General features: G+C 70.4%; 14 protein-coding genes. 3 read left to right on the top strand and 11 right to left on the bottom strand.

Annotated elements, in window-relative coordinates; all coding sequences use genetic code 11:
• Positions 1 to 676: 676 nt before the first annotated feature.
• Positions 677 to 1,408, top strand: coding sequence for a hypothetical protein (locus F1D61_RS13955; protein ID WP_203158527.1), 732 nt, complete (start codon positions 677 to 679; stop codon positions 1,406 to 1,408).
• Positions 1,409 to 2,221: 813 nt separating this feature from the next.
• On the opposite strand, the gene F1D61_RS13950 is transcribed toward F1D61_RS13955, so the two are convergent.
• The 6 genes from F1D61_RS13950 to F1D61_RS13925 all read right to left on the bottom strand — a co-directional run bounded on the left by F1D61_RS13950 (position 2,222) and on the right by F1D61_RS13925 (position 8,615).
• Positions 2,222 to 2,905 (bottom strand): LuxR C-terminal-related transcriptional regulator, encoded by a 684-nt coding sequence (locus F1D61_RS13950; protein WP_203158526.1) that lies wholly within the window; start codon positions 2,903 to 2,905, stop codon positions 2,222 to 2,224.
• 900 nt (positions 2,906 to 3,805) lie between these two features.
• Positions 3,806 to 4,966: a DegT/DnrJ/EryC1/StrS family aminotransferase gene (locus F1D61_RS13945; RefSeq protein ID WP_203158525.1), complete on the bottom strand. Its 1,161-nt coding sequence runs from the start codon at positions 4,964 to 4,966 to the stop codon at positions 3,806 to 3,808.
• The gene (locus F1D61_RS13940) at positions 4,963 to 5,997 is read right to left on the bottom strand and encodes an NAD-dependent epimerase/dehydratase family protein (RefSeq protein WP_203158524.1); all 1,035 of its coding nucleotides are present in this window, start codon (positions 5,995 to 5,997) and stop codon (positions 4,963 to 4,965) included. Before F1D61_RS13940 ends, F1D61_RS13945 begins: the two co-directional genes overlap by 4 nt.
• Positions 5,981 to 7,096: a DegT/DnrJ/EryC1/StrS family aminotransferase gene (locus tag F1D61_RS13935; protein ID WP_203158523.1), complete on the bottom strand. Its 1,116-nt coding sequence runs from the start codon at positions 7,094 to 7,096 to the stop codon at positions 5,981 to 5,983. The genes F1D61_RS13940 and F1D61_RS13935 overlap by 17 nt, the downstream gene beginning before the upstream one ends.
• Positions 7,096 to 8,127 carry a Gfo/Idh/MocA family protein gene (locus tag F1D61_RS13930; RefSeq protein ID WP_203158522.1) on the bottom strand — a complete coding sequence of 344 codons (1,032 nt, stop codon included), beginning with the start codon at positions 8,125 to 8,127 and terminating at the stop codon, positions 7,096 to 7,098. The genes F1D61_RS13935 and F1D61_RS13930 overlap by 1 nt, the downstream gene beginning before the upstream one ends.
• On the bottom strand, positions 8,124 to 8,615 hold the full coding sequence (locus tag F1D61_RS13925; RefSeq protein ID WP_203158521.1) for an acyltransferase: 492 nt from the start codon (positions 8,613 to 8,615) through the stop codon (positions 8,124 to 8,126). The genes F1D61_RS13930 and F1D61_RS13925 overlap by 4 nt, the downstream gene beginning before the upstream one ends.
• A gap of 248 nt (positions 8,616 to 8,863) precedes the next feature.
• Here F1D61_RS13925 and F1D61_RS13920 point away from each other — a divergent pair, with 248 nt between their 5' ends.
• Entirely contained in the window at positions 8,864 to 9,670 is an 807-nt protein-coding gene (locus tag F1D61_RS13920; RefSeq protein WP_203158520.1) for a WecB/TagA/CpsF family glycosyltransferase, read from the top strand.
• Between the two features lie 419 nt (positions 9,671 to 10,089).
• Here the strand turns inward: F1D61_RS13920 and rplS are convergent, their stop codons facing one another.
• Positions 10,090 to 10,494, bottom strand: a complete 405-nt coding sequence (gene rplS / locus F1D61_RS13915; protein WP_203158519.1) for a 50S ribosomal protein L19 — start codon at positions 10,492 to 10,494, stop codon at positions 10,090 to 10,092.
• 247 nt (positions 10,495 to 10,741) lie between these two features.
• Here rplS and F1D61_RS13910 point away from each other — a divergent pair, with 247 nt between their 5' ends.
• The gene (locus tag F1D61_RS13910) at positions 10,742 to 11,029 is read left to right on the top strand and encodes a GCG_CRPN prefix-to-repeats domain-containing protein (protein WP_246775879.1); all 288 of its coding nucleotides are present in this window, start codon (positions 10,742 to 10,744) and stop codon (positions 11,027 to 11,029) included.
• Positions 11,030 to 11,078: 49 nt separating this feature from the next.
• On the opposite strand, the gene F1D61_RS34200 is transcribed toward F1D61_RS13910, so the two are convergent.
• From F1D61_RS34200 to F1D61_RS13895, 4 genes are read right to left on the bottom strand one after another with little or no spacing between them, the layout of a single operon-like run.
• Positions 11,079 to 11,750, bottom strand: coding sequence for a PP2C family protein-serine/threonine phosphatase (locus tag F1D61_RS34200; RefSeq protein ID WP_246775963.1), 672 nt, complete (start codon positions 11,748 to 11,750; stop codon positions 11,079 to 11,081).
• On the bottom strand, positions 11,633 to 12,742 hold the full coding sequence (locus F1D61_RS34195; RefSeq protein WP_246775878.1) for a sensor histidine kinase: 1,110 nt from the start codon (positions 12,740 to 12,742) through the stop codon (positions 11,633 to 11,635). The genes F1D61_RS34200 and F1D61_RS34195 overlap by 118 nt, the downstream gene beginning before the upstream one ends.
• The gene (locus F1D61_RS13900; protein ID WP_203158518.1) at positions 12,739 to 13,680 is read right to left on the bottom strand and encodes a GGDEF domain-containing protein; all 942 of its coding nucleotides are present in this window, start codon (positions 13,678 to 13,680) and stop codon (positions 12,739 to 12,741) included. The genes F1D61_RS34195 and F1D61_RS13900 overlap by 4 nt, the downstream gene beginning before the upstream one ends.
• Positions 13,677 to 14,063 (bottom strand): DUF1987 domain-containing protein, encoded by a 387-nt coding sequence (locus tag F1D61_RS13895; protein ID WP_203158517.1) that lies wholly within the window; start codon positions 14,061 to 14,063, stop codon positions 13,677 to 13,679. Before F1D61_RS13895 ends, F1D61_RS13900 begins: the two co-directional genes overlap by 4 nt.
• Between the last annotated feature and the right edge of the window lie 8 nt (positions 14,064 to 14,071).

Here is a 14,071-nt window from a genome sequence, read left to right as displayed (position 1 = left end):
CGTGGTCGTAGGGGGCCGGCGCCGTCGTGAAGCGGTGGGGGCCGCCGACATGGCGGGGAATCCAGTCGCCGCCTGCGTCCCGCAGGAAGGGGATGGCGAGCACCCATTGCATCGAACCGGCTGTCGTCATGGTCGATCCGCATCCTCGCCGGGGCGCGGCCGGGGCCGCCTTCCGGGCATCGTAAGGTCCGGGCGACCGGGCCGGACCGGGACAATCCGTCGGCGCGCGGCCTGAGAAAGGCGGCGGGCTCCGCCGAAAGGGGCGGGGGCACCGCCCCGTCCGGTCGAGGGAAGGCCGCCCGAAGGCGACGCTTCGCGCGCACTATCAGCCCGCTACCCTGCCGGCCCTGTCCGCCGGGAGATCCGCGCCGATGCCCCGTTCCGCCGCCCTCCTCGCCCTCGGCCTCGCCGTCATCGGAGTCCCCGCCCGGGCGGAGGGGCCGTTCCGCGATCCGGTCGCGCAGCCCTTCGCCTCGACGAGCATCTGGAACACGCCGCTGGGTCGCGGGGCGACGTTCCAGCCCGGCGACGGGCCCGAGACGGCGCTCCTGCGCAACCAGAATGCCGGCGGGCCGGCCGGCGCCTATGCGTGGATCGGCGGCCACGCCTTCGGGATCTACCGCCAGGGCCCGGACGATCCGGAGCGGACCTGGACCTATCGCGGGCGCCCCCCACCGTGCCGTGGCCGCATGGCGGCAGCCCGGGAGGCGGCCGCTTCACCCTGCGCACCCCGCCGGGCCTCGCCTTCCTGGGCGGCACCGACCGGCACGCGGTGCTGGTCGATGCGGAGGGGCGCTACGCCTACGAGATCTGGCTCGGCGCCGTCGATCCGGCCCGCAAGCTCTACTCGGCGCAGTACCTCGTGCGCACCGACCTGCGCGGCAGCGGCATCTCCGCCACGATGGGCGCCACGGAGGGCATCCGCGCCTTCGGCGGCTCGCTCGTCGGCGGCCTGGTGCGCCGAGCCGAGCTCGAGCGCGGCGAGATCCGCCACGCCGTCGCGATGGCGGCGAGCACCAGCCAGGCGAGCCCGACCCGCATCGTCTGGCCGGCCTCCTCGACCGACGGGGGCGGGCACAACGCCCATACCGGCGTGATTCCGATGGGGGCGCTGTTCGCGATCCCGCCGCAGGTCGAGCTCGACCGCCTCGGCCTCGCCACTCCGGAGGGGCGGGCCCTCGCCCGGGCGTTCCAGGAGTTCGGCGGCTACATCACCGACACCGCCGCCCGCACCCTGGTGATCGCCTATCTGGAGGAGGGCTGCACCCAGACGCAGATCGACCGCCTGCAATCGGACAAGGACCGGATCCTGTCGGTACTGGCGATGGTGACCAACAACGACGCCGCCCATCCGGGCGGCCCCGGCCCCCGGGTGGCGCCCCCGCCGCCGCCGCTGGAGGGGGAGTGAGACGCTGTCCACATGACGCAGCAATCACTCGGAGACTCTTCGACTTAACCGACAGTCTTGACACACTCATCGTCATTCCGGGGCCGCACCAGCGGAGCCCGGAATGACGGGATGAATTCGGACTCTGCAGAGACCAACCAGACAGGTCGTCGGAATGAGGGGGAAAAGGGATAGGTCAACACCGACAGCATGGCCGGGGCTCAGAGCCTATTTGAGCGGATCGGTCCGACCAAACTGAGAGGGATCATGGGATATCCCATCCTTCCACCTCATCCTGAGGTGTTGGCGATCAGAGATCGCACGCGATCGGAGATCGACTGACCTCGAAGGAGGCTTCCAGAAGCCTCTGTGATCCCTGGAGCCCTCCTTCGAGGCTGCTTCGCAGCACCTCAGGATGAGGTTGGAGGAAGAGATGATCTCGCCTAGAGCACTTCACGATCGCGTTGCAATCGCGAAGCTCTCTAGGTCGTTGATTTTGCCGCATTTTCTGCGACGAACCGGTATCCACTTCATCGGAAAATGCTCTAGCTCAAATCATTTATAGGAAATCCTGCTTGAACAGGCTCTCACGCCCAGGCCTTTTAAGGTGGTTTTTATTGTGAATAATATTTATTTTATCAGATGTCGACGCGCCATCTTCTCTCGATCGACGTTCTGGTATCGGGAGCACTTTCGGTCCCGGAGCGCACCATCAAGCTTGGCTGCGCGATAGTGAATTTTTGCAGATCATTCAAGTATTTGACACCTTAAAAGGAATGGCTCTCACGCCCCGGGCGGGACCGCGCGGGAGACCTGCCCCCGCGCCCCCTGGCGTCACAGCTTCATGTCGGACCGGGATTCGAAGGCCCGGATCGCCACCTCGGTCCGGTTGGTCGCCCCGACCTTGCGCATGATGTTGCGCACATGGACCTTGACGGTGCTCTCCTTCATGTTGAGCTCGAAGGCGATGATCTTGTTCGCCTTGCCCTTCTGGAGCTGCTCCAGCACCGCGGTCTGGCGCGGGGTGAACTGGCTGCGGGGATCGGCGGACCCCGCCTCCTCGGCGCCGCGGCGCTGCAGAAGGCAGCTCGCCGGCACGAACACGCCGCCGGCCCGCACCAGGCGCATCGCCTCGATCGCCACCTTCAGGCTGACATTGGTGGGGATGTAGCCGCGGGCGCCCTCGTTGAGCCGTTCGACGATCTCACTCGGATCCTCGCTGTCGCAGAGCAGCACCAGGCTGGTATTCGGCCCGATCCGCGAGCGCAGGGCGGCCTCGCGCTGGGCGGCCCCGCGGCCGGCCTCCCGGGGATCGTAGTAGAGCACCACCAGGTCGCCGTCCCGGTGCCCGACCTTGCCCCGCTCCCACTCGTCGATCGACGCGAAGGTCACGACGTCGTGGTCCGGGATCGCCTCGGCGAGGCAGTTGCGCAGGCATTCCCGCACCAGCTGGCGCGGCTCGATGATCGCGATGGCGGGCTTCAGTCCGGTCTCCTCCTCGGGCTGGAACGCGTCCATCGCGGTTTCGCTCACTTCGACCGGTCTGCGGCCCCGCGAAGCGAGGCCGTAATCAACGAGAGCAGACGTCGACATGCTTCACCTCCACCACTGTACGGTCGATCATTTTTATTGGATGGGTCTCGCGGACCGTCGGTCGTGACGGCGGCAGGCCGCCTCATCCTGGGTCCGGAGCCGGATCTGTTGAGGCAACCGGCACCGCCGGGACTTCGACTGCATGATCCAGTCGATCCGCCCCTTCGCATCCGCCTGCTCCCCATGAATTGAGTCCTAACACGACCAAAAAACAGTTACAATCCTCAATATGACATCACGATCCGCTCTTCATTGATCCTTTGCCACGGCTTGATTGATCGTGATCGAAATTATGCCATTTGATACACACGCAGGACGTGTATCCCGCGACCGGTCAGGGAACAATATTGACGCTGGAGCAGGCATGACGACGCGCGAAGGCGCCCGCTAGGACATTGGATTGTCCGCGGGGTCGGCTATACGCAGATATGTGGGGTGTTCAGCGATTCACGCCTCGGTCCAATGCATGAGGGGCCGGTCGTCAGCGGCCGGTCGCACGGCCAGGCTGTCGCACCTCTCCGCGCGAAGCGGCGCAGCGCGCACCAATCCTCGCAATAGAGGGCGTGCCGTGCGGTCGCAAACCGTCATCCTCGGCCTGCATCATCGCCAGTCCCATCCGTGAATCGACGCATATAATCAGACATTGCCGCAATCGGGAGGTGGCCGCCCGCCACGCTCGACAATCACCCGAAGCATGTCCCGCCAACCATATCGTTTGATAATTTTTAACCGTCAATGCCACGGCAGTTCGGCCTAGACCAGAACAGAACAGCGGCGGACTGGAGGCAGACCGCCGCTGTTTCGCGATCGTGGCGGGCCGGGAGATCACGCCGTGAGGGGCAGGGCGGGCCGGCCCGCCAGGGCCTCCGCCAGGGCGCCCGCGATGGCGTGGACGGTATCCCCGCCCATGCCGGCATAGAGCGGCAGCAGGATGCAGCTTTCGCGCGCGGCCTCGGAATGGGGCAGGGGGGCGCGCAAGGGCAGGTCGGCATAGGCCGGTTCGAGATGGATGCACATCACGCCGCGGCGGCTGGCGATGCCGCGGTCGAGCAATCCCTGCATCACGGAAACTTGATCCGCTCCCTCGCCCAAGCGCACCGCGTAGCTCTGCCAGTTCGACCGGGCCCAGTCCGGCTCGGCCGGCACCGCGACGGGAAGACCCGCCAGCGCCTCGGCGTAGAGGCCGGCGAGGCGCCGGCGCTCGGCCACGATGGCGTCGAGCCGCGCGAGCTGGACCCGGCCGATCGCCGCCTGGAGGTCGGTCAATCTGTAGTTGTATCCGGTTGTGGGGTAATCCTCGAATACCACCGCCCGGCTGGCGTGGCGGGCGACGTCCGACACGCCCATCCCGTGCTGGCGCCAGAGCCGGAACTGGCGGTCCCATGCGGCGTGACGGGTGACCAGCATCCCGCCCTCGCCGGTGGTGAGGATCTTGCGCGGATGCATCGAGAAGCAGGCGACATCCCCGAGCGGTCGGCCGATCCGCTGCCATGCCCCGTCGATCCGGATCTCCGAGCCGATGGCGCAGGCCGCGTCCTCGACGAGGGCGAGGCCGTGGCGGCGGGCAATCGCGATCAGCCGGGCCATGTCGCAGGGCATGCCGATCTGGTGCACCGCCAGGATCGCCCGCGTGCGCGGCGTGATCGCGGCTTCCGCGAGATCCGGGTCGATGGTCATGGTGACCGGGTCGATGTCGACCAGCACCGGCTCGGCCCCGCATTGCCGGATGGCGTTGGCGCAGGCGATGAAGGTGTGGCTGACGGTGATCACCTCGTCGCCGGGACCGACCCCGGCGGCGAGAAGGGCGAGATGCAGGGCGGTGGTGCAGTTCGAGACCGCGCAGGCATGGGGCGCCCCGACGGCATCCGCGAACTCGGCCTCGAAGGCGGCGACCTGGGGGCCTTGCGTGAGCCAGCCGGAGCGGATGACGGCGCTCGCCGCCTCGACCTCGGCCTCGCCGAGGGACGGCTTGATGATCGGGATCACGAGGCGAGCTCCATCACGGGGGCGGGGCGGGGGGTGCGAGCCGGCTCGACGGGCGTGCGGCTGGCCCGCCACCAGGCGACCAGGTCGTCGAGGCCCTGGTCGAGGCCGATTCCGGCCTGGAAGCCGGTGAGCTCGCGGGCGAGCCGCACGTCGGCCAGCCGCCGCGGCACCGGGTTGACGCTGCGCTCGGCCTCGTGGACCGGCACCAGGTCCGGCCGGCCCATCACCGCGGCGAGGCGTTGCGCCAGTGCGAGGAGCGAGGTTTCCTCGCCGCGCCCGATGTTGAGCGCCACGTCGCCCGCCGAGGAGAGCGCCGCCAGGATGTTGGCGCGGGCGACGTCGCGCACGTCGATGAAGTCCATGGTCTGCAACCCGTCGCCGAAGATCAGCGGCGGCTCGCCCCGCGCGATCCGCTCCATCCAGCGGATCAGGACCTCGGTGTAGCGCCCGTGCAGGTCCATGCGCGGGCCGTAGACGTTGAAGTAGCGGAGCGCCACGTAGTCGAGCCCGGCCATGTCGTTGTACGAGCGCAGCAACCCTTCCCCGAAGCTCTTGGCCGCGCCGTAGAGCGTGCGGTTGCCGGAATGCGCCTCGGATTCCGGGGTCGGGAAGGTCGTCGCCATGCCGTAGACCGAGGCCGAGGAGGCGTAGACCACCTTGCCCACGCTTGCAGCGACGCAGAGCTCGACGAGGCCGGCGGTGGCATCCACCATCACCTCGATCGCCTCGCGCGGCTCGGCGGCGCAATGGGTGATGCGGAGTGCCGCCTGGTGGAAGACGGTGTCGCAGCCCGCCACCAGCCCGGCCATCAGGTCGCGGTCGCGGATGTCGCCGATGACGAGTTCCACCGCGCCCGACGCCATGGCGCCGGCGACGTTCTCGGTCCGGCCCCGGATCAGGTTGTCGACCACCACGATCTCGCGGCAGCCGCGGGCCACCAGGAGGTCGACGATGTGGGAGCCGACGAAGCCGGCCCCGCCGGTGACGAGGACCCGGCCGAGATCACGAGCGGGCTCACACGGCTTCGGCATAGTTGCCTCCCAGGCTGTCGGTCAGGGCCGCGACGACCGTGGCGATCTGGCGGTCGGTGATCTCGGGAAAGAGCGGCAGGGACAGCCACTCGCCGGCCAGGGCCTCGGAGACCGGGCAGGGCGTGCCGAGGCGCACGCTGTCGGCATAGGCCGGCTGGTGATGCACGGCCCTGGGATAGTGGATGCCGGTGGCGACCCCCGCCTCCTGCATCCGGGCCCGCACCGCGTCCCGGTCCGGCACCCGCACGGCGTAGACGTGGTAGACGTGGTCGCGCCCGCCGGCCTTCGGCGCCTTGAGGCCGGCCTGCGACAGGAGCGCGTCGTAGCGCGCGGCCGCCCGCCGCCGGCCTTCGGTCCAGCCGTCGAGGTAGCGCAGCTTCACGCCCAGCGCCGCCGCCTGCACGGTGTCCAGGCGGTAGTTGAAGCCGGGGCGGACATGGTTGTAGCGCCCCTCCTGGCCCCAGTCGCGCAAGCTCCGGAGCGTCCTGGCGATGTCGGGATCGTCGGTGGTGACCGCCCCGCCCTCGCCGCAGGCGCCGAGATTCTTGCCCGGGTAGAAGCTGAAGCAGCCGACCGTCCCGAAGGCGCCGGCCTTCACCCCACCCCGCTCGGCGCCATGGGCTTGCGCGGCATCCTCGATGACCGTGATGCCGTGACGCTCGGCGATGGAACAGATCGCCGCCATGTCGGCGAGCCGCCCGTGCAGGTGAACCGGCACCACCGCGCGGGTGCGGGGCGTGATCGCCGCCGCGAAGGCCGCCGGATCCATGGTGTAGGTCTGAGGATCGACATCCACCAGGACGGGCTTCCCGCCGGCATAGAGGATCGCCGCGATGGTGGCGACGAAGGTCATGCCGACGGTGATCACCTCGTCGCCGGGGCGCACCCCGGCGGCGACCAGCCCGAGATGGAGCGCGGCGGTGCCGGTCGAGACCGACACGGCCTCACGCGTCCCGCAATGGGCGGCGAAGTCGCGCTCGAAGGCGGCGACGGGGGGCCCGAGCACGTAGGCGCCGCTGCGGAGCACCGCCAGCACCGCCTCTTCCAGGGGTTCCTGCACGGCCCGGTACTGGGCCTCGAGGTCGAGAAGCGGGATCATCAGGCGGCCCTCAGGGGAGACAGGTCGATCGGGTGGCCGCGCTGGGCGAGCGACTGCGAGGCGGCCTCGAGCAGGCGCACCACCCGCAACCCGCTCTCGCCGGAGGTGAGGGGCGTCTCACCTTGGGTGATGCAGCGGGCGAAGTGCTCGACCTCGGTGACGAGCGCTTCCTTGACTGGGATGTGCGGGGTCCAGACGTCGCCCATGCGGTAGGCCGGCAGGATGCGCCGGATCTCTTCCTGCGAGGGCCGCTCGGCGAACTCGACGCCGCGGTCGTAGACCTTCACCTTCTCGCTCGGCTCCATGTCGTCGAAGACGATCATCCGGCGGCTGCCGCCGATCAGCGTGCGGCGGATCTTGACCGGCGCGAGCCAGTTCACGTTGAGATGCGCGGTGACCCCGCCCTCGAGGTAGAGGGTGATGTGGGCGAGGTTCTCCGGGCTGCCCTTGATGTGGCCGGCGCCGGTGGCGGAGATCGCCAGGGTCTCGGCCGGCAGGAGGTAGTCCAGGATGGCGAGGTCGTGGACCGCCAGGTCCCAGATCACGTTCACGTCGTCCTGGAACAGGCCGAAATTGATCCGCGTCGAGTCGTAGTAGAACAGGTCGCCGGTGACCCCGGTGTCGATCAGCTCGCGGATCTTCTGGACCGCGCCGGTATACACGAAGGTGTGGTCGACCATCAGCGTCAGGCGGCGCTTGGCGGCCTCCGCCACGAGCCGGGCCGCCTCGCGGGAGGTCGGCGTGATCGGCTTCTCGACCAGCACGTGCTTGCCGGCCATGAGCGCGGCGAGCGCGATCTCGTAATGCAGCTTCGTCGGCGTCGCGATGGCGACCGCGTCGATCTCCGGGTCGGTCAGCATCCGCTGCCAGCTCTCGTCGATCGTCACCCCCGGATGGCGGGTGGCGGCGCGCCCTTGCGCCGCCGGCGACGGATCGGCGATGGCCTTGAGCGTGGTGCCGTTCGCCTCCGCGACGCAGCGGGCGATGTTCGGCCCGAAATAGCCGTAACCGATGACTCCGATCCCGATCATGATGCCTCCGCGAGGTCGAGCAGGGAAGAGGGGCGAGTGGGGGTGGCGGGCACGCCCGCGACGTGGGCACCGTCCGGCACGTCGCGGGTGACCACCGAGCCGGGGGCGATCCGGGCGCCGGCGCCGATCGTGAGCCCGCACAGGATCGTGGCGTTGGCGCCGATGACCGCGCCGGCCCCGATCCGGGTCGTTTCCAGGGTCCAGTCGTCGGGCCCCATCAGGGTGCCGGCGGCGGTGACGGCGCGGGGATGACGGTCGTTGGTGAACATCACGCCGGGGCCGATCACGACCTCGTCGGCGAGGCTCACGCCCTCGCACAGGAAGGCGTTGGCGCCGATCCGGCAGCGCGCCCCGACCGAGGCGCCGCGCTGGATCTCCACGAAGGGCCCGATCCGCGTGCCCGGACCGACCGCGCAGCCATAGACGTTGACGAGGGCGGGATCGGCGAACTCGGCGCTGGCATCGATCCTCGCATTCACGACCGGCATCCCGTCCCCCGTCGCCACCCAGGATTGCGACGCTAGGCGGCCGGCGCGGCCAAGTAATCGTGCCAATGCGGGGGTGGACGTTACACCCTAATCACCCCGAACGACGCCAGAACGGTCCGGTCTTTCTACCGCTTCGGGCGTATATCCCGCCGGCATGACTGATCCGCCGGGGCGGAACGCCTCGCCGTTTTCCGGTCTGGGCAGGGGAGGGGGCGGATTCCGACACTCGTCCGCGAAGGAGCACCACCATGCCGACCTTAGCGGACAAAACCCCGACCTGCGTGGTCCGGGGCCTGAGCTTCGACGCCCTGGCGACGGCCCTGGGCAGAGGCCGGACCTCGGTCTTCACCCTCAACATGATGCATATGCGGCTGCTCGCCCGGGAGCCGGAATTCCGCGAGAGCTACCGCCAGGCCTCGATCGTCACCCTCGACAGCAACCTCCTCAACACCTGCTTCCTGCGCCGGCGCATGACGGTCGCGACCGGCAGCGACCTGGTGCAGCACCTCTCGGCACGGCGCACCTTCCGCGATCGGTCGGTCCTGGTGATCGGCAACGTGACGGCGGAGGAGGCGGCCTCGGTGATGGCGAGCCGGCGCCTCGAGGTCTTTCGCCCGCCCTTCGGCTTCATCCACGACCCGGCGGCGGTCGACGCGGTGATCGCCCGGGTACGCGAGATGGCGCCCGACATGGTGTTCATCGCCGTCGGCGCGCCGCAGAGCGAGATGCTCACCCTGCGGCTTCGCCGCGCCGGCCTCGTCGAGCCGTCGATCCTGTGCTGCGGCGCCGCCTTCGAGTTCCTGCTCGGCAAGCAGGCCCGCTCGCCGGTGTTCTTTCGCCGCACCGGCCTCGAATGGGCCTGGCGGCTCGCCGGCAATCCCCGGCGGCTCGCCGGCCGCTACGCCTCGGATGCCGGCTTCCTGCTGTCGATGCTGGGACCGTTGCACCGGCTGGCGCGGTCGGGGGCGCTGAGGGTCGGCGGGTTGCAGCTGCAGTTCCGGCAGGAGGCAGGCCCGGGGCTCACGCTTGGGCGGGGCGCGCTGGGGGCAGGATGACGGGGTATGTCATTCCGGGACCGCGAATGCGGAGCCTGGAATGCACGGCAGACGACATAGGAGGCTGCGCGGCAGCGGGCGCGACGGCCGCCGCGCATCAACCCTCACCCCTCTGCGGGGGAGGGTGGTCCCTGCGTCAGCAGGGGCCGGGAGAGGGACAGCGCGACGATGCCGGGTGGCGCCCGTCACCATGGTCGCGACCTCTCCGGAAGCGTGGTTCCCCTCTCCCGCCCCGCTCCGCGGGGCACCCTCCCCCGCAGAGGGGGGAGGGTTCATGCTCTCGACCGTCGCTCCCGCACCTCGCAACATGTTGTGTCATGACGATCGAGGCTACCCAGGCCCCAAACGCAAAAAGGCCGCCTCGACCCGTGAGGGGAGGCGGCCTCCTTCCAGCGAGCACAGGGTGCTCGCGAAAAATCTTACTCCGCGGCGGCGGGCTTCTTGGCCTTGGTCTTGCCCTTCTCGGCGCCGCGCTCGGCGCGCTCGGCGATACGGGCCGACTTGCCGCGACGATCGCGCAGGTAGTACAGCTTGGCGCGACGCACCTTGCCGCGACGGACCACCTTGATCGAGTCGATGTTCGGCGAGTAGACCGGGAAGACGCGCTCGACGCCCTCGCCGTAGGAGATCTTGCGGACGGTGAAGCTCTCGTTGATGCCGCCGCCGGAACGGGCGATCACGACGCCCTCGTAGGCCTGGACGCGGCTGCGCTCGCCTTCCTTCACCTTGACGTTCACGATGACCGTGTCGCCGGGCTCGAAGTCGGGGATCGTCTTGTCGAGCTTCGCGATCTGCTCCTGCTCGAGCTGCTGGATGATGTTCATCGGTCAAACTCCTGCCGTCGTCGCCGCGCCCCGGGATGGGATCCGGCGTCAGGATTTCGGCGTCCTGTTGTGAGTTGCCGGCTCCATACAGGAACGGCCGCGGCTTGTCGACACGCGCCGGCACGGCATTTTTCGGGGAACCGGACGGCGCGGCGCCTGTTGTGTGCGCTCGGTGCGGCACCGGTCTCCGATGCCCGCCGTCCCACGGACCTCAAGTCCTAACGACGACACGGAAGGACCATCCGCCATGTTGATGCGTTGGAAGATCGCCGGCCTCGCCGCCCTGGCCTTCGGCGGTCTCGCCGCCGCCCCCGCGAGCGCGGCCCCGGCCGGGCCCGGCCTCGCCGGCCTGCTCGCCCCCGATGCGCCGGTGACGCAGGTCGCCCAGGGCTGCGGCCCGGGTTTCGCCCGCGGGCCCTGGGGCCGCTGCCGGCCGATGTACGGCCGCCGCTATTTCGGCCCGCCGCGGGTCTACGGTCGCCGCTGCTTCATCCGGCCGACGCCCTACGGGCCGCGGCGGATCTGCCGGTTCTGACCGATCGTGCGTGACGCGGGCGGGGCTCCTTTCGGGATCCCCGCCTCCCTCATCCGGCGATCGGCCGGAACGCCACCAGGGCCATGTCGTCCCGCCGCGGCTCGGGCCCGCGATGGGCGGCGAGCGCCGCCTCCAGGGCCGCCACCTGGTCGGCGAGGGGCAGGCCGCCGTGCCGGCGCAGGATCTCGGCGATGCCGCGATGGCCGAGGAGCCGGCGGGACGCACCCCCCATCTGGTCGCTGATCCCGTCCGTCATCAGGAAGAAGGCTTGGCCGTCGCGCAGCGGCAGGCCGACCCGCGCGAAGGGCTCCTCCCGGCCGGTGCGCCGGTAGCCCAGCCCGTGGCGCCGCCCCTTGATCCGGGTGATCTCGCCGTCCGCCAGCATCGTCAGGGCGAGGCCCGCACCGGCGAAGTCCAGGGTGCCGCTCGCCCGGTCGACGACGCAGATCCCGCAATCGAGCCCGTCATCGGACCCGTCCGGCGATCCCGCCTCCTGCCGCAGCCGCGCCCGCACCACGCCGTCGAGGGCGGCCAGGATCTCGTCGGGCCGGCGCAAGCCCTGATCGTGCAGGATCCGGTCGAGGGCGGTCGCGACGATCAGGGTCAGGAAGGCGCCGGGCACGCCGTGGCCGGTGCAATCGGCCACCACCACGAGGCCGAGGCCGTCGATCTCCTCCATCCAGTAATAGTCGCCGCCGACGACGTGCAGCGGCTCCCACAGCACCGCGACCTCGAGCCCGGTGCCGCGCAAGGCGCCCGGCCCGGCAGCACCGCCTGCTGGATACGGCGGGCATAGTTCAGGCTCTCCATCACCAGCCCGTTGGCCTCGGCGAGCCGCCCATGCGCACGCTCCAGCTCGGCCAGGAGGTGGCGCGCCTCGTCGCCGCTCCTCAGCCCCTCGACCATGCGGTTGAAGGCGGCGGAGATGTCGGCGATCTCGCGGCTCGGCCGCCGGCTGCCGGCGAGGTCGACCGTGACCCACTCCTTGCGCTCGACCCGCCCCATCGCCGAGAGCAGCCGGCGCAAGGGGACGAGCACGTGACGCCCCACCGCCAGCCTCAAGGACAGCGCGAAGGCCAGGATCAGCACCAGGCTGGCGCCGAGCACCATCACGACCTGCTTCTCGGCATTGGCCCGCAGGCCCTCCGCCGACAGGACCAGGGTCAGGCTGCCGGCGGGCTGGGCGTCGGGGCCGGGCTCGATCTCGGCCGAGACCTGGATGCGCTCGAAGCTGCGCCCCCGCGGCTCCTCGCCGAGCCGGGCCACCACGCCTCCCGACGCATCGCGCAGGATCGCGGAGCGGAAGGCGGGATCGAGGCCGAGGGCCTGGAGCGCGGGGCCGTAGGCCGTGGTCCAGCCCGGATGGGCGAGAGCCCGGGCGGTCATGTCCGCCATGGTCCGGGCGCGCTCGCCCTCGATCCGGATCTGGTCGCCGTAATTGACCCAGGCGATCACCACCTGGGTCGCCAGCACCAGGGCGGCGATCACCGGCGAGAGGCGCAGGAACAGGGTATGGGCGAGGCCGTCGAGGTTGCGGCCCCGCGCCGCGCCGCGCAACGCCCCCGGGCGCATCGTGTCGGCGCCGCCATCCCGGGTCGTCGGCACCCCGGTGGCACCGAGATCGGCCGGCGCATCGCCCCGGCGCATCGGGCCGGCCCCCCGCAGGGAGCCGCCGCGGCGGGAGGCGCCCTCCGCCAGAGGCTCGCCGCTCACCCGCGCGTCTCCGAGCCGCCCGTCTCCTGAGCATGCGTCTCCGGCTCGGCCTCCGGGGAGGGGGCCCGCTCGACCCGGTTGCGGCCGCCGCGCTTGGCCGCATAGAGCGCCGCGTCGGCCCGGCGCATCGCGGACTGGAAGCTCTCCCCCGGCCCGGCCGCCGCGAGGCCGATGCTGACCGTGATGCCGATCGGCCCGTCCTCGGTGGCGACGGGATTGCCCGCGACAGTGGCCCGGATGCGCTCGGCGATCACGGCCGCGTCCTCGGGCCCGGTCTCGACCAGCAGGACCGCGAATTCCTCGCCCCCGAGCCGCCCGACCGCGTCGAGGGAACGCAGGGCCGAGCGGCAGGCGACGACGAAGGCGATCAGCGCCGCGTCGCCGGCGGCGTGGCCGTGGCTGTCGTTGACGAGCTTGAACCGGTCGAGGTCGAGCATCAGCAGGCAGGCGCGCTGCCCGGGACGGCGCGGCCAGTCGCGGGCGCAGACCTCCAGGAAGCGCCGGCGGGCGAGCGCCCCGGTCAGCGGGTCGGTATCGGCGAGCCGGCGCAGCTCCGCCTCCAGGCGGGCGCTGGTCTCGATCTCGCCCGACAGGGCCTCGTTCAGGTTCTGCAGGTCGCGCTGCTGCTCGCCGAGGCGCTTGTTGGCCTTCTGGAGGTCGGCCTGCATCCGGTCGCTCAGGCGCACCAGCCGGCGCTGCTCGCGGTAGCCCCGGCGATAGGCCTCGGCCAGCACCTTCACCCCGTCCGCCACCGCGGCGAGCTGGGTCAGCATCACCTCGGTCCGGTCGAGGATCGCCTCCTCGTTGTCGAACAGGCTGAAGACGTTGGCCGGTCCCCCGGGACGCTTCGCCCCGTTGCCGCGCTGTCCCGTCTCGGGCTCCGGGGGAGCCTCGCCGTCGGTCGTCGCCACGGGCTCCGGAAGCCTCCTGGTCGTCATGCCGCCGTCTCCTGCACCATCTCGAACCGGGCATGGGAGAAATCCGCGGAAAAGTCCTCGCCGGCTTCCGCGATGGTGTCGTCTCCTTCCGCGTAGAGCCAGCGGATCGTCACCGCACGGCCCCCCTCGGCGGCATCCTCGAGCGGCATGAACAGGTTCATCAACGCCTTGGCGCTCGACGAGTTGAAGTAGGACAGGGCCACCTCGAAGGTGATCGGCTCGCCCTCCTCCTCCAGGCAGGCGCGCAGGGCCTGGAGCAGCGGGCCGTAGAAGGCAGCGGCGTCCTCGGGGTAGGATTCGCCGCGCAGGAGCAGGCGCCCGGCGGCAAAGTCGAAATCGACCAGCGGCGAGCGGCTGGTGGCGGGGATCTGGATGCGGTCCATCGTCGGGC

Source organism: Methylobacterium aquaticum (genome assembly GCF_016804325.1).
In the GTDB taxonomy this organism is placed as follows: domain Bacteria; phylum Pseudomonadota; class Alphaproteobacteria; order Rhizobiales; family Beijerinckiaceae; genus Methylobacterium; species Methylobacterium aquaticum_C.
The sequence above is the reverse complement of the archived record's forward strand: the minus strand, read 5'-3'. Positions and strand labels throughout refer to the sequence as shown.

Coding starts and splice junctions, on each gene's coding strand:
- F1D61_RS13950 (WP_203158526.1), bottom strand. CDS start 2,905: ATGGACGCGTTCCAGCCCGAGGAGGAGACCGGACTGAAGCCCGCCATC.
- F1D61_RS13940 (WP_203158524.1), bottom strand. CDS start 5,997: ATGCCGAAGCCGTGTGAGCCCGCTCGTGATCTCGGCCGGGTCCTCGTC.
- F1D61_RS13935 (WP_203158523.1), bottom strand. CDS start 7,096: ATGATCCCGCTTCTCGACCTCGAGGCCCAGTACCGGGCCGTGCAGGAA.
- F1D61_RS13930 (WP_203158522.1), bottom strand. CDS start 8,127: ATGATCGGGATCGGAGTCATCGGTTACGGCTATTTCGGGCCGAACATC.
- F1D61_RS13925 (WP_203158521.1), bottom strand. CDS start 8,615: ATGCCGGTCGTGAATGCGAGGATCGATGCCAGCGCCGAGTTCGCCGAT.
- F1D61_RS13920 (WP_203158520.1), top strand. CDS start 8,864: ATGCCGACCTTAGCGGACAAAACCCCGACCTGCGTGGTCCGGGGCCTG.
- rplS (WP_203158519.1), bottom strand. CDS start 10,494: ATGAACATCATCCAGCAGCTCGAGCAGGAGCAGATCGCGAAGCTCGAC.
- F1D61_RS13910 (WP_246775879.1), top strand. CDS start 10,742: ATGTTGATGCGTTGGAAGATCGCCGGCCTCGCCGCCCTGGCCTTCGGC.
- F1D61_RS13900 (WP_203158518.1), bottom strand. CDS start 13,680: ATGACGACCAGGAGGCTTCCGGAGCCCGTGGCGACGACCGACGGCGAG.
- F1D61_RS13895 (WP_203158517.1), bottom strand. CDS start 14,063: ATGGACCGCATCCAGATCCCCGCCACCAGCCGCTCGCCGCTGGTCGAT.